Raw genomic sequence first — 26,175 nt, 5'->3', positions numbered from 1 at the left:
ACCTCGCAGATATCGTTCAAATAATGAGCATTATTTATCCGGTGAGTAAAACCGCGAAAGTATACCAGTTTCAAAAAGCAATGCTCATCCAACCTGAGTGATTAATGAAAAAATCATAGATCGCGTAAAAAATAACAACAATCGCTGGCATAGTTTGAAATGGAGCAATAGTCATCGCTATAAGATTAATCTGTAGAAAGCATTAGACGTAACCGACCTCCATTCCCCCAAATCTGACATTCCCAGGATCCGCATTGATAACTTAACTGATTCAGATAAGGGACATCCATTGCTCCCAGTGGTACGCCATTGTTCAGGTCAACCTCATGCTCTTTGGTGCTTAATGCTGCATGCAACCCCGCAGAAATAAGGATCACCCGCTTTAATTCCCGATGATAATAACCCACCAGCAAGGGAAACTGTCCCTTCAAGTTTGCCCGCCGTAGTAATTGATTAACCTGATTCAGCAACACTGGCAATTCCGGCAGACGTCGATTCTGATAAGCCAGATGCTCCTGCAACAAACCATTAAACAGCGAGCGTAATAACAGCGCAGCCAGTATGCCGTTATTATTTTCCGCCTGTGTCACATCCAGACAATAGAATGCCAACTCGATTTCAGACAGTGCGGCAATATCCAATACCAGCCCCGGACGATCGGCAACGGTCAGTTGCCGATAATTAATTCGGCATTCGGCAACAACCTGTTGTACCGGTGGCTGCAGTTGTTCCAGTAATTTGATCGCCGCGCCGGGAGATTGATTGAGAGAATCCAGATCTCGCATCAATTGTTCCAGCTCATTCGCCTGTGAAGTAAACATTGCGGGATAAAGGCAGGACATGACCGATTCCCGCAACCGGGCATAATCGTGAATGGGTTTCAACAATACATCCTGCACCCCCAGCCGTAATACTCTGGCGATATCGGCCATATGATTGGTGGCCGATACCACCAACACTGGGGTGGCGATATCATGCTGGCGGAGTTGTTCCAGAAACTCAAATCCCCCCATCATCGGCATATTCAGATCGCAGATAATCAAATCAGGCAACTGGCTCGCCATCTGTGTCTGGGCTTCACGACCATTGCTTGCTTCGTGTACCATCGCCCCTAATGACGTCAGAAAGCCAGACAGCACCGAGCGGAAAACGGCCTCATCCTCGACGACCAAAATGGATTTTCCCGTCAGCGGCTGTGTCATCAATAATTCCTTCCCCTAGCTTTCACCACAGAAATATGAAGAAACACTTCTATACACTCTGATTAATTAACGGCAACAGCGCATCCCGCTGCCGCTCTACAGCCAGCCGCCCCGCAGCTATGGCTTCTTCGGCCCGATGAAAATCAAGCGTAGCGATTTGCGGGCAATAAGGTTGAATCAATACGTCCGGCGGGTCGCCGGCCATGCGATTCATTTTCAGCCGGTTTTCCAATACCTGAATAGATGTACTCATGATCTCCATGGCTGTCGGCGTCGTATCTGTCTTGTGGCGGAAGCGATGACTCAATCGCTCACGCAGACGGTCACGCCAGCCCAGTGACGACGCGGCGGCTACTGGCCTTTCCGGCTTCACCGATAACAAATCCGGGTGTTTCAGACTGGCGTCGTACTGCAAGTCAACAGCAATCACCACATCCGCCCCCATTGCCCGGGTTAATGATACTGGAACAGGATTAACCACCGCGCCGTCTACCAACCAATATCCATTGAAGGATACAGGGGACAATAACCCTGGCATGCTACAGGAGGCGCGAATCGCCAGATGGAGGTCTCCTTCCGTCAACCACAACTCACGCCCAGTGCTAAGGTTGGTCGCCACCGCACCATACCTGATAGCACAGTCGGCGATGTCCTGTGCGCGAAGCAGGCGCTTCACATGGTTAAACACGCGATCACCCCGTAACAGCCCGCCCCGCCGCCAGGAAAAATCCATCAGACGAATCACGTCCCAGTATCGAAAGCTGCTAACCCAACGAGTCATACTGTCGAGCCGGTTAGTGGCATAAGCCGCACCAACCAGCGCGCCGACTGAACATCCGGCAACCACTTCCGGCTCAATGCCCAACTCCGTCAATGCGTTGATTACCCCGATATGCGCCCATCCTCTGGCCGCCCCCGAGCCCAACGCCAGACCGATTTTCACCTTCCGCATGGTTCCTCCCTCTGTCCCATTCTAGTCCACATTGCTAGACGCGACCCCAGTTGGGTAACATATCGCCGTTTACCCGACGATTTTCCAATTATTTAACCGCTATCGCCAAATCAGGCAGGAGATATTGTGTCCGAGTATTGCCCATGCGGCAGCGGGCGGCAGTTTAAACAGTGCTGTCAGCCTTATCTGCAATTTGAGACCACGGCGGCGCGCCCGGAAACCCTGATGCGTTCACGCTACAGCGCGTATGTCACCCGAAATATCGAGTATCTGCTCGCTACATGGCACCCAGAATGCCACGCAGAAAACTGGCGACAATCGATTATCGACAGTGTCGACAGTACCCAATGGTTGGGTTTGAACATTATTCATATCACCGAAGGTACAACCCCCGATGAAGGTTACGTTGAGTTTGCAGCCAGTTATAGCGACCCGTCTCGGCCCCAACGCCGAATGATGATGCGGGAACGTTCCCGCTTCCTTCACTGTCGCGATCGCTGGTACTATGTCGACGGCGTTCATCTGCAAACTGGCAGAAACGACGCATGTCCTTGCGGCTCCGGCAAAAAATACAAAAAGTGCTGCGGACAATAGCGTTAACGGCAGTGATTCCGGCACTGCACAACGGCAACACCTGATTTATGTTTTGGACAGGATCCCGAATCCATGCAACCTCAGAATATTCAAAGAAAAGTTTTACGGACTATTTGCCCTGATGCAAAAGGGCTTATCGCCAAAATCACTAATATTTGTTACAAGCACGAACTGAACATTGTGCAAAACTCGGAATTCGTCGACCACCGAACCGGGCGTTTTTTCATGCGTACCGAACTGGAAGGCATTTTCAACGACACAACCTTGCTGGCGGATCTGGATGGCGCCTTACCGGAAGGTTCTGTGCGTGAGTTGACCAGCGCAGGGCGTCGCCGCATCGTCATTTTGGTCACTAAAGAAGCGCATTGCCTTGGCGACCTGCTAATGAAATGCGCCTACGGCGGTTTGGATGTGGAAATCTCCGCCGTTATCGGTAATCACGACACGCTGAAAACGCTGGTCGAACGGTTTGATATCCCTTTTCACTTGGTCAGCCACGAGGGCCTGAGCCGCGAAGAGCATGACCTGAAAATGATGGCGCAAATCGACCAGTACCAGCCGGATTATGTCGTACTGGCCAAATACATGCGGGTATTGACCCCGGCGTTCGTGCAGCATTACCCCAATCGCGTCATCAACATCCATCATTCGTTCCTGCCCGCCTTCATCGGCGCCCGACCTTACCATCAGGCTTATGAACGCGGCGTAAAAATCATTGGCGCTACCGCGCACTATGTAAACGATAATCTGGATGAAGGCCCAATCATCATGCAGGACGTCATCCATGTCGACCATACCTATACCGGGGATGACATGATGCGTGCAGGTCGCGATGTGGAGAAAAATGTGCTTAGTCGCGCGCTATATCACGTACTGGCACAACGTGTGTTTGTCTACGGCAACCGCACCATCATTCTCTGACAGATAAAACGACGCCATCTTTCGCTTACAACGGCGGCAGATGGCGTAAAAAATCGGCAAACAATCCTGTTTTCATTTTTTCATGCTTTACAGGGCCATGGCATTTGATATGATGCGCCCCGCCTGAACACAAAGGCTTTTCCCCAGTGGTGGGGTTCCCGAGCGGCCAAAGGGAGCAGACTGTAAATCTGCCGTCACAGACTTCGAAGGTTCGAATCCTTCCCCCACCACCACTTCACCGACAAAACCATTGAGCATGTCGGTATTCGATTCGACACTCCCCAATCAAAAAGTACGTCTCCTCAGCTCAGGCTTAAATGTTCATTTCAGCCCAAACAGAGGATACGCAGCCATATTCCACAGCGTAAAGTCAGATACGTTATTCCGCCCAGCGTCCAGGCATATAACTGAATACCGGCAAACGCCACGACCACCGTATCGCCGCCAAACGAATCATCAGCCCGATCGAAAAAGAAATCACCTGATTGATGTCATGGTTGATACCAAACTCGCGCAACCCCAGGTAAAGCAACGCCACCAGCAGAGAGACGCAGGCGTAAAGTTCTTTGCGCAGCACCATTGGCGTCCGGTTGCAGAAAATATCCCGCAGGATGCCGCCGAAAATACCGGTGGTAATGCCCGCCATGACTACGACGGTCGGTGAATACCCTAATCCGATCGCGACATTGCAGCCAATAATGGTAAACGCCACCAGCCCCATGGCGTCCAGCACCAGAAAAAGTCGATGCAGGTGATGCATGACACGGGCGATGAGTACGGTGATCAACCCGGCACCAATCGTGAGATAGATATAAGCGGGATGTTGGGTCCAACCGATTGGGTAGTTGCCCAGAAGAATATCGCGCACAGTACCTCCCCCTAAGGCGGTAATGAACGCGATCATCGATACGCCGAAAATATCCATATTCCGACGACCGGCGGCCAGCGCGCCGGACATGCCTTCAGCGGTAATGGCAATCAGGTAAATATAGGTCAGCACACCGGCCCCCCTGTGAAATGTGCCCCTCCCTCTGTCCTTTTACCTGAGAGTTTACACAGCGATGCTGCTTGCCCCTTCGGTGGGTTGTCTGGCAACCACTCTCCAGTTGGCGTGATTAAACGTCGCAGTAAGGTAGCCTGAGCGATTATGGGAGTTTGCGCCTTCGGCGGGCGGATGATGACGTCCGCCGCTCTCCTGCGAGCCGCGGAGTATACGGGCTCCCGAATGCATGTTCAACCAGCCATCAGCAATACTTATATTCTGGTATTTCTCCGGCGATAGCATCTGCGCCAGCGCCTCAAGATGACGCCACGCGGCGGTTTCTGCTAACATCGACCCACGTTTTTTAACAGCGGCTACGAACATGAAGTTTGTCTCTTTTAATATTAATGGGCTGCGTGCCAGGCCTCATCAATTGGCTGCAGTGATCGAGCAACATCAGCCGGATGTTATCGGTTTGCAGGAAACCAAAGTGCATGATGATGTCTTTCCGCTGGAGGATGTCGCCAAATTCGGCTATCACGTTTTCTATCACGGGCAAAAAGGCCATTACGGCGTTGCAATGCTGACCCGTAACATGCCGCTTGCCGTCAGACGCGGTTTTCCGACCGATGAAGAAGATGCCCAACGCCGCATTATCATGGCCGACCTTGAAACGCCGTTGGGAACGCTCACCGTCATCAATGGCTATTTCCCTCAGGGGGAAAGCCGTGACCATCCGGTCAAGTTTCCTGCCAAAACTCGTTTCTATCAGGATCTGCAACACTACCTCGAACACCACCACAATGCGGAACAACCGGTATTGATCATGGGGGATATGAACATCAGCCCCACCGATCTGGATATCGGGATCGGCGAAGATAGCCGCAAACGCTGGCTGCGAACCGGTAAATGCTCATTTTTACCGGAAGAGCGGGAATGGATGTTGCGTTTGCAGGACTGGGGGCTGGTCGACACATTCCGGGCCCAAAACCCAGAATGCCGGGATCGTTTTTCCTGGTTCGACTACCGTTCAAGCGGCTTCGATGACAACCGTGGGTTACGTATCGATCTCATCCTTGCCAGTCAACCGCTGGCCAGCCGCTGTAGTGCTACCGGGATCGACTACGCGATCCGTTCGATGGAAAAACCCTCGGATCATGCCCCGATATGGGCGGAGTTTGCCTTCTGACAAACAACAAGGCTGCGGCATCGCTGCTGCAGCCTGTCGACTTTAACGTTAAACGCTTACTGCTTGACGATACGCCATACCAGATTATTCGTACTCAGCCGCTGTTTATCTTCCGCGCACTGTAACAATACGCCTTCCGCCTTGACGACCGCGCCTTCCGAATAACTTTGATTCTGATAAATACAGCAGCGTATACAATGGGTGGCGTTTTGCTGGGCAGTGCCGTTACCATTTCCCCAGATCACCTGCGGCGGCACCGTGACGACCACGTCGGGATTGACCCGCGACGATCCAGTGCCAACAGTGGATGTGGTTGAGCTTACCGATGAAGAAACCGCGTGCGCCCACGTCGGCAACCCGATACACCCCGCCACCACTAATGATGTCATCAACACTCTCATTACTGTTGCTCCTTTGCCCTGGACGATGGCTTGCGCCGTTTTGCGGTTGCCCGTTTCGTCGGCGGCAACCCTCTGAACATACTCATATTACTTGTCTGTTGCGCTTGCTGAATCAGAGAATAGAGCGACTGCGTGAGCGGTTGCATGAAATCCTGATAACGGCAGCGTTTCTCGCTGATTTGCGTCAGCGTCGACTCCCAATGCGCAGTCATATCCGGGTGAGCGGCGCTGGGCGGCAAGGCATGAATCAGCGCTCTTCCCGCTTCCGTCGCGTGAATAGAACGCCCCTTCTTGAACAAAAACGCGCGTTTAAACAGCAATTCGATGATACCGGCTCGGGTCGCTTCCGTCCCCAGGCCATCCGTCGCCCGCAAAATTTTCTTCAAATCCTTATCCTGAACAAAGCGTGCGATGCCGGTCATGGCGGACAGTAACGTGGCATCGGTAAACGGCCGTGGCGGCTGCGTCTGGCGATCGACCACTTCACCGCGTTCACACAACAGCGCATCGCCTTTGGAAACCACCGGCAACGGCGTACCTTCGTTGTCCTCATCCCGCTCTTTGCCGCCAAGCAGTGTCCGCCAACCGGCTTCAGCCAAAAAACGCGCCTTGGCCACAAACTTGCCGCCGGCAATCTCCAGTTCAATCACGCATTTACGAAATACCGCATCGGCGCAAAACTGCATCAGATACTGGCGAGCGACCAGCCCATAAACCTGGTTTTCCGATTCCGTCAGCGTAACGCGAGCGCTGCGTGCCGTAGGAATAATCGCGTGATGCGCATCCACCTTGCTGTCATCCCAACAACGATTACGCCGCTCACTATCCACGGCGGGCTGCGGCAGCATATCTGGCCGGTGCGCCGCAATCGCATTCATGACCGCCTGCCGCCCGGCGAAATGTTCTTCCGGCAAGTAGCGGCAATCCGAACGTGGGTAGGTAATCAGTTTGTGGGTTTCATACAGTTTCTGGCAAATATCCAGCACTTGCTGTGCGCTCAGCCCATATCGTTTAGCCGCTTCTATCTGCAGCGCGGACAACGAATACGGCAACGGCGCTGTTTCTGATTCCCGTTTATCATTATACGCCGTGACTTGCGCCGGCTGTCCTTCAATTCGACGCGCCACATGCTCCGCCAGTGGCCGATGCAGCAGCCGTCCTTCTTCATCCTGATAAGGCTCACAGGAGTCGCTGGGTTGCCACATCGCGACAAAACGCTCTTCCGCCGGTGTGACGATATGCGCCTTAACCTCGAAGTAGTCGCGGGGAACAAAATTTTCTATTTCCTCATCGCGCCGAACCACCAACCCCAGCACCGGCGTCTGCACCCGCCCCACCGACAATACACCGTCATAACCGGCATTACGCCCCAACAACGTATATGCGCGGGTCATATTGATCCCGTACAACCAATCGGCGCGGGAACGGGCTAATGCAGACACGCACAGCGGGACAAATTCGCGGTTTTCACGCAGACGCGAAATTGCGCGCTCCACCGCCTGGGGGTTGAGATCGTTAATCAAACAACGGCGTACCTGGCCGCGTTTTTCTTCTGACAACGCCAGATACTCCAGCACTTCATCCACCAGCAGTTGCCCTTCACGATCCGGGTCGCCGGCATGAACAATCTCATCGGCCTGCTTCAGCAGTTGCCCGATCGCCTTCAACTGCTTACTGACGGAAGGCCTCGGCTGCAATAGCCATTTCTGCGGCACGATGGGCAGATCCGCCAGCGTCCAGCGTGCATAGCGAGGATCGTAGCGCTCGGGCTCCGCCTGTTCCAGCAAATGCCCGACGCACCAAGTCACCACATCATGTTGCCCGCAGGCAATGAACCCTTCGCCGCGTCGCTGCGGCTTGGGTAACACATCGGCGATGGCTCGGGCCAGACTGGGTTTTTCGGCAATAAACAAACGCATGTGACACCGTAACGGAAAGCGGGATTTTACTGCCGCCATCTTCCTCGTTCAGGAGGAAGATGGCATTGAGAACCGTCATAAATAACGATCAGAAGTAACTGACAAATGCTTCAGTATTGGGGGAAGTCACGTTTGCGGGAGCCTTGAGCAGAGGCGTGCCAAGATAAAGGAAGCCGACGATCTCATCCTGAGCACGGCACCCAAAGGCTTCGCGGACTACCGGATGATGCGTCCAGGCGCCACTGCGCCAGATACCGTTGAACCCCTGGGCCTGAGCCGCCATCTGCATAGCATGCACCGCGCACCCGGCGGAAACTACCTGCTCCCAATGCGGTACTTTGGGATTGTCCTCGCAATGCGCCACGACCGTAATGATCAACGGTGCGCGAAACGGCGCCTGACGGGCTTTTTCTACGCCAGCATCATCCATGTTGTCTTGCTGTGCGGCACGAACCAATACCTCGCTGAAACGACCTAGCCCTTCGCTTTGAATAATGGAAAAACGCCACGGCTGCAATGCACCATGATCCGGCGCCCGCATCCCTGCCCGAAGAATATTCTCCAGAATCGCCCCAGTCGGTGCCGGTGTGGTTAACCGGGATGCCGAACGACGATTCAACAGCAACTCAAGAGCCTCCATCACATCTCTCCTGTTAATGATCCAAGTGCCTGTCAAGACAAGATTGCGCGCCACGTTAGCACAGGTAGAAGTTTTGTTACAAGTTAGCCCACGAGCCCTGCCGGTGCAGCGTTATAAATAGCTGACATTTACTGTTACGCTCATTAGGATACTAAACCGGTTTCCAGTAGACGGAGTTAACATGCGCACAATGTGGCGAATTTTCAGCGGATTATTCAAGTGGGGATGGCGCCTGCTGAATTTTATTCGCGAGTTTATCCTCAACCTGTTCCTGCTTGCCCTGATCCTCATCGCTGTCGGTATATACAGCCAGTTCAAAACCGCACAGGTTGTCGAACCCACTCGCGGCGCCCTGCTGTTCGATCTGTCCGGGATCGTGGTGGACAAGCCGTCCATCAATAACAAATTACGCCAACTGGGTCGGGAATTTTTTGGCGTCGCGCCAAACCGCCGCCAGGAAAATTCGCTATTCGATATCGTCGATACCATCCGGCAGGCGAAAGACGACAACAACATTACCGGCATGGTGATGGACCTATCTGATTTTTCCGGTGCCGATCAACCCTCACTGCAATATATCGGCAAGGCATTGCGTGAATTCCGTGATGCGGGCAAGCCTATTTTCGCCATCGGCGATAATTTCACACAGGCGCAATACTACCTCGCCAGTTTCGCCAACAAGATCTACCTGACACCCCAGGGGAATGTTGACCTGCACGGTTTCGCCACCAATAACCTCTATTACAAGACGTTGCTGGACAAACTCAAAGTCAGCACGCATATCTTCCGGGTCGGGACGTACAAATCCGCCGTCGAGCCGTTCATTCGCGACGACATGTCGCCTGCCGCTCGCGAGGCCGACAGCCGTTGGGTATCCCTACTCTGGCAAAACTACCTGAATACGGTAGCAGCCAACCGTCAGATCACCGCGCAACAACTCTTTCCCGGTGCCGACGGTTTGCTGAAAAACTTGCGTGCCGTGGAGGGCGATACGGCACGTTATGCACTTGAGAACAAGCTGGTGGATGAAGTAGCGACCCGCCCGGCCATCGAACAGTCGCTGGTCAAAGCATTCGGTTGGGATGCTAAAAACAAGAATTTCAACGCCACCAGCATTTATGACTATAAGCCGAATAATCCCGTCGCGGACAGCAACGAAATTGCCGTTATTTTCGCCAACGGTACAATCGTTGACGGCCCGGAGACACCTGGATATGTTGGCGGAGACACCACGGCGGATCAGATCCGCGAAGCCCGTCTGGATCCCAAAATCAAAGCGGTGGTGTTACGTGTCAATAGCCCTGGCGGCAGCGTTTCCGCCTCGGAATTGATCCGGGCGGAGCTGGCGGCGGTACGTCAAGCAGGCAAACCAGTCGTGGTATCCATGGGGGGAATGGCTGCATCCGGCGGTTATTGGATCTCAACGCCTGCCAGCGCCATTATTGCCAGCCCTAGCACATTGACAGGCTCTATCGGCATTTTTGGCGTACTGACTACGTTTGAGAACTCGCTGGATAGCGTCGGCGTGCATACTGATGGCGTCGCAACGTCGCCATTGGCCGATTTAGCCGAAACCAAAGGATTACCGTCCGAAACGGCGCAATTGATGCAAATCAACATCGAGCGTGGTTATAAAACCTTCGTCTCACTGGTCGCGCAGTCCCGTAAAAAAACACCGGAAGATGTGGATGCCATCGCACAGGGCCATGTCTGGATCGGTAGCGACGCCAAAGCTAACGGCTTGGTCGATCAGTTGGGCGATTTTGACGATGCGGTGAAAAAAGCAGCGGAACTGGCCAGCCTGGAGCACTATCAATTAAGTTGGTTCACTGAAAACGCCGATCTGTTTTCCGTGATGTTCAGCCAGATCAGAGGTTCGGTCTACGCCATGTTGCCCACAGCGCTGCAGGCTGCTCTGCCCGCACCGGCAGTTCGTCTGGCGGAAACCGTGCAGACACAGATTTCGGCGCTGAATGCCCTCAACGATCCACAAAATCGTTACGCACTTTGCCTGACCTGCGGCGAAGTTCGTTGACGCTTTTCACGCCCGGCCTTGGTGCCGGGCGATTTTTACAATAGGATCCCGAGTATTCGGGCTCTGATAACTGATACCTAATCCCATGCAAAGAAAATCCATTTATGTCGCCTATACCGGCGGCACCATCGGTATGCAACGTTCAGAACACGGCTATATTCCCGTGTCTGGTCATCTGCAACAGCAACTGGCGCAGATGCCGGAATTTCATCGTCCGGAGATGCCTGTATTCACCATTCATGAATATACGCCGCTGATCGATTCTTCCGACATGACACCATCGGACTGGCAATCGATCGCCGATGATATTCGTCAGCATTACGACGAATATGATGGCTTCGTTATTCTGCATGGTACCGATACCATGGCGTTTACCGCCTCTGCACTCTCGTTCATGCTGGAAAATTTGTCCAAACCGGTCATTGTGACGGGGTCACAAATCCCGCTCGCCGAACTGCGATCCGACGGCCAAACTAACTTGTTGAACGCGCTCTATGTCGCCGCCAACTACCCCGTCAATGAAGTCAGTCTGTTTTTCAACAACAAGTTGCTGCGCGGCAATCGCACAACCAAAGCGCACGCAGATGGTTTTGATGCCTTTGCTTCCCCCAATTTTCCACCCTTGTTGGAAGCCGGCATCCACATTCGCCGCATCACACCTCCCACTCAGACCATTGAACAGAGCACGCTGATTGTCCACCCCATCACCCCCCAGCCTATCGGCGTTGTCACCATCTATCCCGGCATTTCCGCCGATGTGGTAAGCAACTTCCTGCTTCAACCAGTAAAAGCGCTAATACTGCGCTCCTATGGCGTAGGGAACGCGCCGCAAAGCAGTGGACTACTGAATGAACTACGCCAGGCTTATGAACGCGGCATCGTGGTGGTCAATCTGACGCAATGTATCTCTGGGCGAGTCAATATGGGGGGATATGCAACCGGTAATGCTCTCGCTCAGGCGGGGGTTATCAGTGGCTTCGACATGACGGTTGAAGCTGCGCTGACGAAGCTGCACTATCTGTTGAGCAGAAATGATCTCTCGCCGGATGAAATTCGCCAGCTTATGCAGCAGAATCTGCGTGGTGAATTGAGCGACAACGATTGATTTTGCGGGACTCATCGACGAACCGGGTATGGGATAAATAGAATGAACAAGGCTCTGCTCCTTATTGATGTGCAAAACGACTTCTGCCCCGGCGGCGCACTCGCCGTCACCGATGGCGATCGCGTGGTCGACGTTGCAAATCTGGCGATAGACGCCGCGATAAAAGCCAATATCACCGTGATCGCCAGCCAGGACTGGCATCCGGCAAATCATCGTAGTTTTGCCGTGAACTCAGGAACCGAAGTCGGGGCAATGGGCAATCTCGACGGGTTAACGCAAATTTGGTGGCCGGTTCACTGTGTTCAAAACCAACCTGGGGCGGAGTTTCATCCACAGCTGAACCAAAATGCGATTGAGTGGGTAGTGCGTAAAGGGGTTCAGCCTGATATCGACAGCTACAGCGCCTTTTTCGACAACGGCCACCGCGCCAGTACCGGCTTGCACGACTGGCTCAATCGCCGCCACATCACCCAATTAACCATCATGGGGCTGGCGACAGATTACTGTGTCAAATATACCGTGCTGGATGCTCTGGAATTGGGTTATCAAACCGAGGTACTGGTCGATGGCTGTCGCGGCGTCAATCTGCACCCAAACGACAGCCAGAACGCACTGAACGAGATGTCGCAACGTGGCGCTACGCTGATTGATTTGACGCATTTCATCAACGTCCTTGCCTGATGCTGTACCGCAGCTCAGGTATTTCCGCGGAAAAGTCATGAAGAAGCATACCGGTAGAACCCATTCGGACTTATTGCTGTCGCCATACCGCGTTCAGACCGCACTCACTGCCCGTCGCGCCGCTGGATGCTACCGTTCTTTTATGGCTTGAGCCTGGCGATTGTCTCCCCAGCAAACCGCTGTTTGAGCTCCTGCTTACTCTTCATCTCGATTTCGCCCTGGGTATTGATGGTCATATGATCGGCTTCTCTGTTGTGGCGAGATTGCCACAACATCACTGCCTGCAAGGCATTTTCTTTCTGTTCCACGCTGAGCACGACACCATCCGGCCACTTGCCCAGTTCAACCGCCGTAACAAGCCGCTGATAAATCTCCGGAGTCATGACGCTAATTAAGTCATCAATTTGCATATTTTTTCCAGATATTGGTTAATTTGAGCTGAAACGTTTCACTTCAATGATTCATTGAAAATGCTTAACCATCAGTCTGCTGATTATTTTCCGCATCAACAAAGCTGAGTGATGCAGAGTTAACGCAGTAGCGCTCACCGCTCGAATCCTGCGGGCCATCCGGAAATACATGACCAAGATGGGCATCACAGTGGCCGCAACGGATTTCGATACGATGCATATGATGAGAATAGTCGTCCAGATAACGTACCGATTCGGTAGTACAAGGCTGATCAAAGCTGGGCCAGCCACAACCGGAATCATATTTGTGCATCGATTCAAAGAGCGGTTGATGGCAACACAAACAGTGGTAAACGCCGGTACGCCGGTTATGAAGCAACTTGCCGGTGAAGGGAGCTTCGGTACCGCGCTGCTGGGTTACATAGCGCTGTATCTCCGTTAACGTCTCAGGATTACGCTGATTCAGGGGTAATTTAGTCATGTTATTCGCACCGCAAACAAAAAGTTTCACCTGATGAATACAACGAATAAACATAACAAAAAATTAACACACCGGCAGCTTGTTTCCCCTTGTACACAAGTAACTCAGCCATAAGCATCCTTAATTGTGATGTCGCTCACAATTAGGCGACGGACAAGTGTTCTAATAACCGCCTATTCCTCATATCATTGTCGCAGCACTTTAGTTAGGCTGATTGCTATTGATCGCGCAATTGTTGGGCAGGCTTTTGACTTACAGCAACTATTGACTCGATTCCGCTTGACGCTCAGTAAGGTTTTTGTAATTTTACAACCAACCTTTTATTCACTAACCAATAGCTGGTGGAATATATGACTATCAAAGTAGGTATCAACGGATTTGGCCGTATTGGCCGTATTGTTTTCCGCGCTGCGCAAGAACGTTCTGACATCGAAATCGTTGCAATCAACGATCTGTTGGACGCGGAATACATGGCGTACATGCTGAAATATGACTCTACTCATGGACGTTTCAACGGCACGGTTGAAGTGAAAGATGGGAATCTGGTCGTTAACGGCAAAACCATCCGTGTTACCGCAGAAAGAGATCCGGCTAGCCTGAAATGGAACGACGTTGGTGTTGATGTGGTTGCTGAAGCAACCGGTATTTTCCTGACTGACGAAACCGCACGCAAACACATTCAGGCTGGTGCCAAGAAAGTTGTTCTGACGGGCCCGTCCAAAGACAATACCCCGATGTTCGTAATGGGTGTTAACCACACGGCTTACGCTGGTCAGGATATCGTTTCCAACGCATCATGCACCACTAACTGCCTGGCCCCGCTGGCTAAAGTCATCAACGACAAATTCGGCATCGTTGAAGCGCTGATGACTACCGTTCACGCCACCACCGCTACTCAGAAAACCGTTGACGGCCCGTCGCACAAAGACTGGCGCGGCGGTCGCGGCGCGTCCCAGAACATTATCCCGTCCTCTACCGGTGCGGCCAAAGCGGTAGGTAAAGTTATCCCTGCGCTGAACGGCAAACTGACCGGTATGGCGTTCCGTGTTCCGACGCCGAACGTATCCGTGGTTGACCTGACTGCACGTCTGGAAAAACCAGCTACATACAAAGAAATTTGTGAAGCCATCAAAGCCGCATCCGAAGGCGAACTGAAAGGCGTGCTGGGTTACACTGAAGACGATGTCGTATCTACCGATTTCAACGGCGAGAAACTGACTTCCGTATTTGACGCCAAAGCTGGTATCGCACTGAGCGATACGTTTGTGAAACTGGTTTCCTGGTACGACAACGAAACCGGTTATTCCAACAAGGTTCTGGATCTGATCGCTCACATCTCCAAATAATGGCGTGATGATGAGACGATGATAAAAGGGCGACGATGTCGCCCTTTTGCTTATCTGCAGGTCTAACTTCACTTTAATAAGGCAAGACCCCATATCATGAACGACAGCATCTATTCGCTTCCTATCATCGACACTATTACCGCTCATATCAGTCAACGTCAGTTAGATCAGCTACCGCTGATCGTCGTCGAACACCCTAAAGTTCGTGCAGCCGTCGCCCTACAGGGGGCGCACCTGCTTAGCTGGCAACCTCAGGGCGAAGCGCCGGTACTGTGGATCAGCGAGAATACGCCATTTGAAGATGGCGTAGCTATTCGCGGCGGCGTCCCCATTTGTTTCCCTTGGTTTGGCCCGGTATCCCAGCCCAATCACGGTTTCGGGCGACTATTGCCGTGGGAGTTCACTGCGCACAGCGAGGATGAGCACGGCGTAACTCTCTCCTTCACATTGCGTGATACCGAGCAAACCCTGCAAGCCTGGCCGCATGAATTCACCGTGGTAGCCCGTTTCCACTTGAGCCAGTCCGAATGTCATATGGAGTTGGAAGCACACGGCAATTACAGCATTACCAGCGCGCTGCATACCTATTTCCAGATTGGTGACATCGGTAAAATCAGTGTCGCTGGGCTGGGAGATACGTTCATCGACAAGGTGAATGGTGGTAATACTGATTTCCAACAGGGTGATTTGGTCTTTACGGATCGGACAGATCGTATTTACACCCACCCCTCGTCCATTAGCCGCATTCAGGATCCGGTACTAAACCGCACCATTGAAGTGCATCACCACCACCATAGCGATGTTGTTGCCTGGAACCCAGGTGCTGATCTGGCGAAAACCATCAGCGATATGACCGAAACGGGCAGCCGAACCTTCGTTTGCGTGGAAACCGCCAAAGTCACTCAGCCGTTTGTCGCCACGACCCAAGCCCCGGCCCGTCTGGCCACTACGATCCGTATCAATAAGTGATGAAATAATGGCTGGTGAATACCAGCCATTACCGCGAAACACCGCTGACGCGACTACACGATATCCAGCGACATCTTGCGGCGAGGCGCGGGAAACGCCTGCTCCAATAGCGCAAGCGCCTCATCGTTCAGCGTCACCGACATAGCAGCGGCATTCTCCCTGACATGAGCTATCGAGCTGGCTTTAGGGATCGCGATCACACCGGGATGACGAATCGCCCATGCCAGTAAAACTTGTGCCGGCGTCAGCCTATACTGCTCTGCCACACGAACAATGGCTGAATTCCTGAATAGATTGTTGCGTAATGTTCCGGCCTGCGCCAACGGGCAATAAGCCATCACCGGCAGCTGGTGTTGCCGACACCAGGGCAGCAAATCATACTCAATCCCCCTGGACGCTAAGTGATACAGCACCTGATTCGTCTGACAGTGGTCTCCCCCCTGATATTCCCAAAGTTCCTGCATGTCATCCACATCCAGGTTAGAGACGCCCCAATGCCGAATCTTCCCCTGCCGCTGTAACTTCTCCATGGCGGCAATGGTGTCCGGCAAGGGGATGCCGCCACGCCAGTGCAACAAATATAAATCGATGTAATCCGTTCCTAAACGCTTCAGACTGCGCTCGCAAGCGGCTTCGGCTTTAGCGCCGCCTGCATTGTGCGGATAAACCTTCGACACCAAAAACACAGCCTCGCGCCGGCCGCAAATCGCTTCGCCAACCACCATCTCAGCGCCGCCTTCCGCATACATTTCCGCCGTATCGATAAGCGTCATGCCCTGGTCGATGCCGGCTTGTAGCGCCCTAACCTCATCAGCGCGCCGGCCGGCCTGCTCCCCCATAAACCAGGTTCCCTGCCCTATAGCCGGTATGCTTACCCCATGGGGGAACGTTACTTTTTTGCTTGTCATCTGTTGCACACTCCTGTTTTCCATCAGGGTAGCAGAGCTGCCACGCCTTATTAACGTGCAAATGAAGTGGGCAGCCCTCTTTTTGTGCATCACTTGCACCATAAAAAAGCGTTATACCTCAGAAGCGATAGCTGACCCCGCCGCCCAACATCAGATGATAGTTTTTATCCACCATCGGGCTGTTTTTGATGTCGTCAGACAACAACACATAACGGCCGCTCAGCCAAGCGTTCCAGTTCTCCGTCAACCGGTAGCCCACATTCAGTTCCGCATAAGGCGACCAGCTATCATCGGGTTGATAGCGCGCGAGTCCCGACCGTACAGACTCATCGCCGGTAATGCCATAGTAGTAGCGATTCTGGTTTTCACTGGACCAAACCACACCCATGCCAGGCGTCAGGCTCCAGTTGCCTGTCGTGATGCGATACAAATAGGCGGAATCCCACTCCAGGCCGTTGCTGTAATCCAGAGTATCGCCCGTTAGCGAGGTGCGGAGTGTGCCCCAATTCGCCTCGTGCTGGTATGCCAATCCCGCCATCAATGTTCCCCGACGACGGTCAAGTTGCTGCAAACGGCTGTCGCTGCTATCCCCAGGTTTGAAACCGAGTGGCGAATAACGAGCGGTCAACGATAGTTTGTCCTGCTCATCGCGCCATAGGTAATACCCCCCCTCCAGACCATGAAAGTACACATACCGGTTATCATAATTAAGCAATGGAAATGGATAGACGTGCCCATTATCGCCGCGATAAACCGATGTTTGTCCTATAACCCCCGCCCCTAGTGAGAGCTCATCCGCAAAAGCCGCAGACATGCCTGTCGTTCCGGTGGCCACGGCCGTTAGAAAAAGTAATGAATACTGTTTCACGATTTCTGCTCCTGTTCAGTGTTGCGTCGTGTTGCGTTGACACCGAGCCATGCCTGGTGCGGGTGTCGGAGTCATACCCAAGTCACATTAATACGAAATATACCTACGTTATAACGATTTTATCTTCCGCCGATAACGCCTTTATCGGCGCGACCCTCCAGCATATTGCACCGGATTACGCGCCAGGTTTGCAAAGTGAGTCCTTGAAATATCTTAAAAATACGTTGTAAGAATGGAGGCAATTTTATGGATGCAAACTACGCTTTAACCTAAGGGGATGGCTGACCACTGAATCCAGCGCAGATGAACGGTTGATAACAAATCCCGATACCACAAGTTGGCATAAGGGTTGCTGTATTCAGAGGGAAGTGCTTCTTCCGGGAGAGCATCCATTACACGGGCAGTACACATACCATTCGCTCTCTAACTCTGTGTTAATCGACGAAGGACGGGCATCGTTATGAACATATTTGATCATTACCGTCAGCGTTACGACGCTGCCAAGGATGAAGAATTCACCTTGCAGGAGTTCCTTACCATCTGCCAGCAGGATCGTAGCGCTTACGTGAATGCCGCAGAGCGGTTGTTGATGGCTATCGGTGAGCCCATTATGGTGGACACTGCCCAGGAACCGCGTCTGTCTCGGTTATTTTCCAACCGGGTGATCGCCCGCTACCCTGCGTTTGAAGAGTTTTACGGAATGGAGGAGGCTATCGAGCAGATCGTGTCCTACCTGAAGCATGCGGCGCAGGGGCTTGAAGAAAAGAAACAGATTCTTTATCTGCTGGGGCCGGTAGGCGGCGGCAAGTCCTCATTGGCCGAGCGCCTTAAAGCGTTGATGCAACGGGTGCCAATTTATGTGCTGAGCGCCAATGGCGAGCGCAGCCCTGTGAATGACCATCCGTTCAGCCTGTTCAACCCTCAGGAAGATGCCTCCATTCTGGAAAAAGAATATGGCGTTCCCCGTCGTTACCTCGGCACGATCATGTCGCCCTGGGCCGCCAAGCGACTGCAAGAGTTCGGCGGCGATATTACCAAGTTCCGTGTCGTCAAAGTCTGGCCGTCGATTCTGGCTCAACTGGCCATCGCCAAAACCGAGCCCGGTGACGAAAACAACCAAGATATCTCTGCGCTGGTCGGCAAAGTCGATATTCGAAAATTGGAACACTTTGCACAAAACGATCCCGATGCCTATGGATACTCCGGCGCATTGTGCCGGGCCAACCAAGGCATTATGGAATTCGTGGAAATGTTCAAGGCGCCGATCAAAGTGCTTCATCCGTTGCTGACCGCCACACAGGAAGGGAACTATAACGGCACCGAAGGCATCGCTGCCCTGCCATTCAATGGCATCATCCTCGCCCACTCCAACGAATCGGAATGGGTACAATTCCGTAACAACAAAAACAACGAGGCCTTCCTCGACCGTGTCTATATCGTCAAGGTGCCTTACTGCCTGCGCGTGTCCGAAGAAGTCAAAATTTACGATAAGTTACTGACAAACAGCGAATTGTGCCGCGCACCCTGCGCACCCGGAACGTTGGAAACGCTGGCGCGTTTTTCCATCCTTTCGCGGTTGAAAGAACCGGAAAACTCCAGCATCTATTCGAAGATGCGGGTTTATGATGGCGAAAGCCTGAAGGACACCGACCCGAAAGCGAAATCCTATCAGGAATATCGCGACTATGCCGGCGTTGACGAAGGCATGAAAGGGCTTTCTACCCGGTTTGCCTTCAAAATTCTGTCGCGTGTTTTCAACTTTGATCACGGTGAGGTAGCAGCCAACCCGGTACATCTGTTCTACGTGCTGGAACAGCAAATCGAACGTGAGCAATTTCCGCAGGACGTGTCAGAGAAATATCTGGAGCATCTGAAAGGGTATCTGATTCCCAAGTATGCGGAATTTATCGGTAAAGAAATTCAAACTGCCTATCTGGAATCCTATTCCGAGTACGGACAGAACATTTTCGACCGTTACGTTACCTACGCCGACTTCTGGATTCAGGATCAGGAGTACCGTGATCCGGATACCGGGCAGCTTTTTGACCGCGAGTCACTGAACGCTGAACTGGAGAAAATTGAGAAACCGGCGGGCATTAGCAACCCGAAAGATTTCCGTAACGAGATTGTCAATTTCGTGCTGCGTGCTCGGGCTAACAATAACGGCCGCAATCCGAACTGGACCAGCTACGAAAAACTGCGCACGGTCATTGAGAAGAAAATGTTCTCAAACACCGAAGAATTGCTGCCGGTGATTTCGTTTAATACCAAGACGTCAACGGAAGAACAGAAGAAACACGACGACTTTGTTGATCGCATGATGGAAAAAGGCTACACCCGCAAACAGGTGCGCTTGCTCTGCGAGTGGTATCTGCGCGTGAGGAAGTCGTCTTGATGCAATACATCGGCAGACAACGTCGTTTGGGGGAAACATGGCCTATTTCATTGATCGGCGATTAAACGGTAAAAACAAAAGCGCGGTGAACCGCCAGCGCTTTTTACGCCGCTATAAATCGCAGATAAAACAATCGATTGCCGAGGCCATCAACAAGCGTTCGGTAACCGATGTGGATAACGGGGAATCGATTTCGATCCCCAATTCGGATATCAGTGAGCCGATGTTCCATCAAGGTCGTGGCGGCGTGCGTCACCGGGTTCACCCCGGTAACGATCATTTTGTACAAAATGACAAAATTGAGCGGCCACAAGGTGGCGGTGGCGGAGGAGGTTCAGGCCAGGGAGATGCCGGTCAGGATGGCGAGGGACAGGATGAGTTCGTCTTTCAGATTTCGAAGGATGAATACCTTGACCTGCTGTTTGAAGATCTGGCGCTGCCAAATCTGAAAAAAACCGAGCACCGTCAATTGAATGAATACAAAACACATCGGTCGGGATACACCTCTAACGGCGTTCCCGCCAATATCAGTGTGGTGCGTTCGTTGCAAAACTCGTTGGCTCGCCGCATGGCCATGACCGCGGGGAAGCGGCACGAACTGCATCATCTGGAAGAAGAACTGGTACAGCTGGAAAATACCGAACCAGCCCAGCTGCTTGAAGAGGAGCGCATCCGGCAGGAAATTATCGAATTACGCCAACGTATCGCCAGCGTACCGTTCATTGATACCTTTGATCTTCGCTATAAAAATTATGAACGTAGACCTGAACCATCCAGCCAGGCCGTTATGTTCTGTCTGATGGATGTTTCCGGCTCAATGGATCAGGCAACGAAAGATATCGCCAAACGCTTCTATATCCTGCTGTACCTGTTCCTGAGTCGTACTTACAAAAATGTAGAGGTGGTGTACATTCGCCACCATACGCAAGCAAAAGAAGTGGATGAACAGGAATTTTTCTACTCACAAGAAACCGGTGGAACCATCGTATCCAGCGCCTTAAAACTGATGGAGGAGGTAATTAAAGAGCGCTATGACCCCGCACAGTGGAATATTTATGCCGCACAAGCATCGGATGGCGACAACTGGGCTGATGACTCGCCGCTGTGCCGCGAACTGCTGACAACCCATATCTTGCCGGTCGTTCGTTACTACAGCTATATCGAGATCACCCGGCGTTCACATCAGACTCTGTGGCGTGAATATGAAATATTACGGGAGCAGTATGAGAATTTCGCTATGCAGCATATTCGTGATCAGGAAGATATCTACCCAGTCTTTCGCGAGCTTTTTCATCAACAAACGGCTAATGCGTAATCTCCGCACTCTCCCGATATCAGCCAGCGCTTGCTGGCTGATATTTTTTAATGATGGGACAGTCCCTGAATCTGAATCATAGTTAGATTACCGGTAAATACTGCGCCAGTATCAATGTAATAGAGATTCAGGAAACGTAAGGGGCGAAGTACCGGCGTGTGTCCAAAGATAAACAGATCGGCGCCGTTAATAGAGGTGCCTACTCCTCTGGTGGCTTCACTGATACGGCTGCGATTCCACACTACCCGTTGAGCATCAATCGGCTTATCAAATGCATAGTCATGTCCGGGATAATCGGCATGAGCAATCACATAACGACGATCACCCGAATTCACTTCAATCACCAGCGGCAACCGCGCAGTTTCCTCCAACAAGATTCGCGCACGATGCATTGGTGTCTCATTCAATTGAAAAAACCAGCCGCCGCCGTTATTCAACCAATGATCGCGCGACACCTCGTGTTTAGATCCAACAATCGCCATCTGTTCATGATTTCCCTGCACTGCCCGGAACCATTTCTGTGTTATCAATTCGAGACATTCCAGATTGTGTGTTCCCCTATCGATTAAATCGCCAACGGAAATCATCAAATCCTGATCCTTTTCAAACTGGCATGACGCCAGTTTGCTCGTGAATAGCGGATAACATCCGTGTAGATCACCTACGACATAAATATTGCGCCAGTCGGTGCCATCAATTCGCAGATAAAGGCTCATGCTTCCCCCCGTGACGGCTTCACTCGCCGTATCAATCGCTCACCGTGCACACTCCTTTGCGCTGATCTCTGATGTAAGTATTGTCCACCTTTTAATTAAAGGGCTTATTATTTCCAAAAATGACAACCGAATAGCAGCACAGGAATTCGGAACTGAACAAAATGGGGAAACGCTACCAAGAGGAAATGACCGGATAAATGGAATAACGCAGTGTGTGGTGCCGTATCCACACGGCACCAGAAAACACAGACGATCTAGAGATAGCGGAAATACGAAAGATCGTCGAATTCGATATCGGGGGTTTTCGCCGAAATAATATCCGCCAGCAATTGACCTGAACCACAAGACATCGTCCACCCTAATGTACCGTGGCCAGTATTGAGGTACAGATTTTGCAACGGCGAACGGCCCACCAACGGCGTACCATCTGGCGTCATCGGGCGTAACCCCGTCCAAAAAACCGCCTGTTCGATAGGGCCGCAGTGCGGATACAAATCGCGGACTACCTTTTCCAGCGTCTGACGCCGTTTCGGATTGAGTGAAAGATCAAATCCAGCGATCTCCGCCATCCCACCGACACGAATGCGTCGGTCAAAACGAGTGATGGCAACCTTGAATGTTTCATCTAGCACCGTCGATACTGGTGAGCCTGCCTCATCCGCCAATGGGATGGTTAATGAATATCCTTTTAATGGATAGACCGGGATAGAAAACCATGTTGCCAGCAACGCCGTAGAGTAAGAACCACAGGCGACGACATATGCATCGGCAACGATTTTTTCGCCATTGCAATACACCCCCGCGATACGATTTCCCTCAACATCCAGGCGCTGCACCTCCACACCAAAGCGAAAAGTGACGCCAGCATCCGCCGCCATCTGCGCCAACTGTCGGGTAAACAGCTGACAATCACCGGTTTCATCGTGCGGCAGCCGCAGCCCTCCCGTCAGCTGATGGCGAACAGCGGCCAAAGCCGGTTCAACTGAGGAGAGTTCAGCCGACTCCAACAGTTGATAGGGCACGCCGGCCTCTTTCAGCACAGCAATATCACGCTGTGCGTTTTCAAACTGCTGCGGAGTACGAAACAGCTGCAACGTTCCCCCCTGACGGCCCTCATAGGCTATCCCTGTTTTATCTCGCAACTGTTGGAGACAATCACGGCTATATTCTGCCAGACGAACCATGCGCGCTTTGTTGATCTTGTAATGTGCGCCATCACAATTCAGCAACATTTGCCACATCCAGCACAACTGAGCCGTTGTGAAATCAGGACGAATAGCTAAAGGCGCATGCCGCTGAAATAGCCATTTAACCGCTTTTAATGGGATACCCGGCGCTGCCCACGGCGCGGAATAGCCGGGAGAAATCTGGCCTGCATTGGCCGCGCTGGTTTCCTGCGCCGGCTCTGCTTGCCGGTCAATTACCGTGACATTATGTCCCGACTGGCTCAGATACCAGGCCGTACTGACGCCAATCACCCCACTCCCTAAGATCACCACGTTCATTATTACTGTTCTCCCATACTCTTCCGCCAGACCCGCGAAATATGCTGCGTAAAGCCACTCACACCAAAATAAAAGACTACTTTAGCATTTGACTATTAATTGTCATCCGTCGAGATATAGCTTTTATTTATTATGAGAGAACGATGCGGGCACGTAAGATGAAATGCGCAACCATGACGAAATGTTTCATCCAAGCTACCGATTTCACATCACTTTTCCCATATTGGGCTACGATTTAAATAGGCTGGCGCCAACATGATGGCGCTGGCGGTAATAGTGAGGTGCGCTGATGGCTATATCGATTGATGACCGGGTGACAAACCCACAACGTCTGAATGATGGACCAGACTGGACATTCGATCTACTGCAAGTCTATCTGGATGAAATAGATCGGGTTGCCAAGCTGTACCGGCTGAATACCTATCCTCATCAGATTGAAGTCATTACTTCCGAGCAAATGATGGACGCTTACTCCAGTATTGGGATGCCCATCAACTATGCTCACTGGTCCTTTGGGAAAAAGTTCATTGAAACCGAGCAACGTTATAAGCATGGACACCAAGGATTGGCCTATGAAATCGTAATTAATTCAAATCCTTGCATCGCTTATCTGATGGAAGAAAATACCATGCCGATGCAGGCGCTGGTTATGGCACATGCCTGTTACGGTCATAATTCCTTTTTCAGAGGCAACTATCTGTTCCGCAGTTGGACGGATGCCAGTTCCATCATTGATTATCTGTTATTCGCCAGACAATACATCGCACAATGCGAAGAGCGTCACGGCGTAGATGAAGTAGAACGACTGCTCGATTCTTGCCATGCCTTGATGAACTATGGTGTAGACCGTTACAAACGCCCGCAGAAGATCTCGCTGGAAGAGGAAAAGTTGCGCCAAAAAAGCCGCGAGGCCTATCTGCAAAGCCAAGTGAATGAACTGTGGCGGACGTTGCCGCGTAAAGAGCAGGAGAATACGCAGGAAAAATCACGCCGTTTCCCTCAAGAACCACAGGAAAACTTGCTTTATTTTATGGAAAAGAACGCACCGTTACTGGAACCATGGCAGCGGGAAATTCTGCGTATCGTGCGTAAAATCAGCCAATATTTCTATCCGCAAAAACAGACTCAAGTCATGAACGAAGGATGGGCAACCTTCTGGCACTATACTATCCTCAACCATCTGTATGATGAGGGGAAACTCTCCGATCGCTTCATGCTCGAGTTTCTGCACAGCCACACCAATGTGGTATATCAACCACCGTATAACAGCCCTTACTACAGTGGCATCAATCCCTATGCGTTAGGCTTTGCCATGTTCCAAGATATCAAGCGGATTTGCCAATATCCGACCGATGAAGATCGTTACTGGTTCCCAGATATCGCAGGCAAAGATTGGCTTGATACTCTGCACTTCGCCATGCAGAACTTCAAAGACGAAAGCTTTATCAGCCAGTTTTTATCACCTAAGGTCATGCGGGACTTCCGGCTGTTCACCGTGTTGGATGACGACCACAATAACTATCTGGAAATCGCAGCAATACATGATGAGAAGGGGTATCAGAAAATACGCCAGGAACTCTCAGCTCAATATAATTTGAGTAATATCGAGCCGAATATTCAGGTATGGAATGTGGATTTACGCGGCAACCGTTCGCTGACACTGCGCTATGTACCGCAACAGCGCACCCCCTTGGATAAAAGCAGCAGTGAAGTCATGAAGCACGTACACCGGCTGTGGGGATTTGATGTCTATATGGAACAGGTTAATGAAGATGGCAGCATAGAACTGATAGACCGCTGCCCGCCCCGCAGCAACAATCCCTGATAAGAACGGAGTATCACATAAAACGGGTAGCCAGTTGGCTACCCGTTTTATTTAGCGACGGCCTTCCGCCAGATCTTTGGGAATGGCATTCTGCATTCCGTGCCAGATTGAACCACTCTCTTTACCATATTGGCGAATAGCATCAGGCACTTGTTCATAAAGTCCTTCCCGGCTCAGCGACTCAAGACGGCGATAGAACGACAAGGCCACTTTACGTGCATCCTGATTAGAGAAATAGTAACGTCCAACCCGGATATAAAGCCCTTTCAGACCATTAATGATCAAACCGTAAATCGGATTGCCGGAGGCAAAGGCCAATCCACGGAAGATGTTGTAATCCAGTTCAGCATACGCATCGGACGAATCCTGGACAGATTCAGCCATCTTAAGTATTTCTGCCGATTTGGCAGGGTGAAGCCTAACGGCCGTGCGAATAAAAATACCGGCAATATTCGTGCGAACCGCCAGCAGATTATCTATCAGTTGAGGAACGCTATCATGATCAAGCCGCGCCAGTGTCTCCAGGATATTGAGACCTGATGTTTCCCAAAAATTGTTGATTTTGGTTGGCTTACCATGCTGAATCGTCAACCAGCCATCACGGGAAAGGCGCTGTAGCACCTCACGCAACGTGGTACGGGTGACACCAATCAACTCGGACAGTTCTCGTTCTGCCGGAAGAATGGAGCCAGGAGGAAAACGATTATTCCAGATACTTTCAATAATATACTCTTCCGCGAATCCCGCCGGACTTTGCGCCTTAATAACCATAAGTTTATATTCCGTAGCGATGTTTACCAATGAAAGTCAACATCA

24 protein-coding genes, 1 tRNA gene and 1 riboswitch are annotated in these 26,175 nt (G+C 51.7%); of the genes, 12 read left to right on the top strand and 13 right to left on the bottom strand.

Annotated elements, in window-relative coordinates:
- Positions 1-185 precede the first annotated feature (185 nt).
- A complete protein-coding gene (rssB, locus tag HEP82_RS03945) occupies positions 186-1,202 on the bottom strand; it encodes a two-component system response regulator RssB (RefSeq protein ID WP_192456894.1) in 1,017 nt (338 codons plus the stop codon).
- A 49-nt stretch (positions 1,203-1,251) separates the two neighbouring features.
- Positions 1,252-2,154 (bottom strand): patatin-like phospholipase RssA, encoded by a 903-nt coding sequence (gene rssA, locus HEP82_RS03940; protein WP_192456893.1) that lies wholly within the window; start codon positions 2,152-2,154, stop codon positions 1,252-1,254.
- Between the two features lie 126 nt (positions 2,155-2,280).
- On the opposite strand from rssA, the gene HEP82_RS03935 reads away from it, so the two are divergent.
- The 3 genes from HEP82_RS03935 to HEP82_RS03925 all read left to right on the top strand — a co-directional run bounded on the left by HEP82_RS03935 (position 2,281) and on the right by HEP82_RS03925 (position 3,902).
- Positions 2,281-2,748, top strand: a complete 468-nt coding sequence (locus HEP82_RS03935; protein ID WP_192456892.1) for a YchJ family protein — start codon at positions 2,281-2,283, stop codon at positions 2,746-2,748.
- Between the two features lie 72 nt (positions 2,749-2,820).
- A complete protein-coding gene (gene purU, locus HEP82_RS03930) occupies positions 2,821-3,669 on the top strand; it encodes a formyltetrahydrofolate deformylase (RefSeq protein ID WP_192456891.1) in 849 nt (282 codons plus the stop codon).
- A gap of 148 nt (positions 3,670-3,817) precedes the next feature.
- A tRNA-Tyr gene (locus tag HEP82_RS03925) sits at positions 3,818-3,902 on the top strand.
- Between the two features lie 146 nt (positions 3,903-4,048).
- Here the strand turns inward: HEP82_RS03925 and HEP82_RS03920 are convergent.
- Positions 4,049-4,669 (bottom strand): trimeric intracellular cation channel family protein, encoded by a 621-nt coding sequence (locus HEP82_RS03920; protein ID WP_192456890.1) that lies wholly within the window; start codon positions 4,667-4,669, stop codon positions 4,049-4,051.
- A 21-nt stretch (positions 4,670-4,690) separates the two neighbouring features.
- Positions 4,691-4,785, bottom strand: a riboswitch (glycine riboswitch).
- Positions 4,786-5,033: 248 nt separating this feature from the next.
- Between HEP82_RS03920 and xthA the strand changes: the two genes are divergently transcribed.
- The gene (xthA, locus tag HEP82_RS03915) at positions 5,034-5,840 is read left to right on the top strand and encodes an exodeoxyribonuclease III (RefSeq protein WP_192456889.1); all 807 of its coding nucleotides are present in this window, start codon (positions 5,034-5,036) and stop codon (positions 5,838-5,840) included.
- 56 nt (positions 5,841-5,896) lie between these two features.
- On the opposite strand, the gene HEP82_RS03910 is transcribed toward xthA, so the two are convergent.
- The 3 genes from HEP82_RS03910 to HEP82_RS03900 form a co-directional block, all read right to left on the bottom strand.
- Positions 5,897-6,229 (bottom strand): DUF1496 domain-containing protein, encoded by a 333-nt coding sequence (locus HEP82_RS03910; RefSeq protein ID WP_192457097.1) that lies wholly within the window; start codon positions 6,227-6,229, stop codon positions 5,897-5,899.
- Positions 6,230-6,240: 11 nt separating this feature from the next.
- Positions 6,241-8,160 (bottom strand): DNA topoisomerase III, encoded by a 1,920-nt coding sequence (locus HEP82_RS03905; RefSeq protein ID WP_192456888.1) that lies wholly within the window; start codon positions 8,158-8,160, stop codon positions 6,241-6,243.
- Between the two features lie 88 nt (positions 8,161-8,248).
- Entirely contained in the window at positions 8,249-8,800 is a 552-nt protein-coding gene (locus HEP82_RS03900; RefSeq protein ID WP_192456887.1) for an NAD(P)H nitroreductase, read from the bottom strand.
- Positions 8,801-8,981: 181 nt separating this feature from the next.
- Between HEP82_RS03900 and sppA the strand changes: the two genes are divergently transcribed.
- The 3 genes from sppA (at position 8,982) to pncA (ending at position 12,621) form a co-directional block, all read left to right on the top strand.
- The gene (sppA, locus tag HEP82_RS03895; RefSeq protein WP_192456886.1) at positions 8,982-10,835 is read left to right on the top strand and encodes a signal peptide peptidase SppA; all 1,854 of its coding nucleotides are present in this window, start codon (positions 8,982-8,984) and stop codon (positions 10,833-10,835) included.
- 85 nt (positions 10,836-10,920) lie between these two features.
- Positions 10,921-11,940, top strand: a complete 1,020-nt coding sequence (gene ansA / locus HEP82_RS03890; RefSeq protein ID WP_192456885.1) for an asparaginase — start codon at positions 10,921-10,923, stop codon at positions 11,938-11,940.
- A gap of 42 nt (positions 11,941-11,982) precedes the next feature.
- Positions 11,983-12,621 (top strand): bifunctional nicotinamidase/pyrazinamidase, encoded by a 639-nt coding sequence (gene pncA / locus HEP82_RS03885; protein WP_192456884.1) that lies wholly within the window; start codon positions 11,983-11,985, stop codon positions 12,619-12,621.
- A gap of 140 nt (positions 12,622-12,761) precedes the next feature.
- On the opposite strand, the gene HEP82_RS03880 is transcribed toward pncA, so the two are convergent.
- Both HEP82_RS03880 and msrB read right to left on the bottom strand, forming a co-directional pair.
- Positions 12,762-13,031, bottom strand: coding sequence for a YeaC family protein (locus tag HEP82_RS03880; RefSeq protein WP_192456883.1), 270 nt, complete (start codon positions 13,029-13,031; stop codon positions 12,762-12,764).
- A gap of 64 nt (positions 13,032-13,095) precedes the next feature.
- Positions 13,096-13,512, bottom strand: a complete 417-nt coding sequence (msrB, locus tag HEP82_RS03875; protein WP_192456882.1) for a peptide-methionine (R)-S-oxide reductase MsrB — start codon at positions 13,510-13,512, stop codon at positions 13,096-13,098.
- A 350-nt stretch (positions 13,513-13,862) separates the two neighbouring features.
- On the opposite strand from msrB, the gene gapA reads away from it, so the two are divergent.
- The gene (gapA, locus tag HEP82_RS03870; protein WP_192456881.1) at positions 13,863-14,858 is read left to right on the top strand and encodes a glyceraldehyde-3-phosphate dehydrogenase; all 996 of its coding nucleotides are present in this window, start codon (positions 13,863-13,865) and stop codon (positions 14,856-14,858) included.
- Between the two features lie 96 nt (positions 14,859-14,954).
- A complete protein-coding gene (locus HEP82_RS03865) occupies positions 14,955-15,827 on the top strand; it encodes a D-hexose-6-phosphate mutarotase (protein WP_192456880.1) in 873 nt (290 codons plus the stop codon).
- A 53-nt stretch (positions 15,828-15,880) separates the two neighbouring features.
- Here HEP82_RS03865 and HEP82_RS03860 read toward each other — a convergent pair whose 3' ends face one another.
- Positions 15,881-16,735, bottom strand: a complete 855-nt coding sequence (locus tag HEP82_RS03860; RefSeq protein ID WP_192456879.1) for an aldo/keto reductase — start codon at positions 16,733-16,735, stop codon at positions 15,881-15,883.
- Between the two features lie 118 nt (positions 16,736-16,853).
- Positions 16,854-17,549 carry a MipA/OmpV family protein gene (locus HEP82_RS03855; RefSeq protein ID WP_192456878.1) on the bottom strand — a complete coding sequence of 232 codons (696 nt, stop codon included), beginning with the start codon at positions 17,547-17,549 and terminating at the stop codon, positions 16,854-16,856.
- A 514-nt stretch (positions 17,550-18,063) separates the two neighbouring features.
- On the opposite strand from HEP82_RS03855, the gene yeaG reads away from it, so the two are divergent.
- Both yeaG and HEP82_RS03845 read left to right on the top strand, forming a co-directional pair.
- Positions 18,064-19,998: a protein kinase YeaG gene (gene yeaG / locus HEP82_RS03850; protein ID WP_012765584.1), complete on the top strand. Its 1,935-nt coding sequence runs from the start codon at positions 18,064-18,066 to the stop codon at positions 19,996-19,998.
- 37 nt (positions 19,999-20,035) lie between these two features.
- Positions 20,036-21,313: a YeaH/YhbH family protein gene (locus HEP82_RS03845; protein WP_192456877.1), complete on the top strand. Its 1,278-nt coding sequence runs from the start codon at positions 20,036-20,038 to the stop codon at positions 21,311-21,313.
- Positions 21,314-21,360: 47 nt separating this feature from the next.
- Here HEP82_RS03845 and HEP82_RS03840 read toward each other — a convergent pair whose 3' ends face one another.
- Positions 21,361-22,029 carry a metallophosphoesterase gene (locus HEP82_RS03840; protein WP_192456876.1) on the bottom strand — a complete coding sequence of 223 codons (669 nt, stop codon included), beginning with the start codon at positions 22,027-22,029 and terminating at the stop codon, positions 21,361-21,363.
- A 254-nt stretch (positions 22,030-22,283) separates the two neighbouring features.
- Positions 22,284-23,534, bottom strand: coding sequence for a D-amino acid dehydrogenase (locus HEP82_RS03835; RefSeq protein WP_192456875.1), 1,251 nt, complete (start codon positions 23,532-23,534; stop codon positions 22,284-22,286).
- A 289-nt stretch (positions 23,535-23,823) separates the two neighbouring features.
- On the opposite strand from HEP82_RS03835, the gene HEP82_RS03830 reads away from it, so the two are divergent.
- Entirely contained in the window at positions 23,824-25,359 is a 1,536-nt protein-coding gene (locus HEP82_RS03830) for a SpoVR family protein (RefSeq protein ID WP_192456874.1), read from the top strand.
- Positions 25,360-25,410: 51 nt separating this feature from the next.
- Here HEP82_RS03830 and fadR read toward each other — a convergent pair whose 3' ends face one another.
- A complete protein-coding gene (gene fadR / locus HEP82_RS03825; protein ID WP_192457096.1) occupies positions 25,411-26,130 on the bottom strand; it encodes a fatty acid metabolism transcriptional regulator FadR in 720 nt (239 codons plus the stop codon).
- Positions 26,131-26,175: the final 45 nt, after the last annotated feature.

This window comes from Musicola keenii, from assembly GCF_014855505.1.
Classification (GTDB): domain Bacteria; phylum Pseudomonadota; class Gammaproteobacteria; order Enterobacterales; family Enterobacteriaceae; genus Musicola; species Musicola paradisiaca.
The sequence above is the reverse complement of the archived record's forward strand: the minus strand, read 5'-3'. Positions and strand labels throughout refer to the sequence as shown.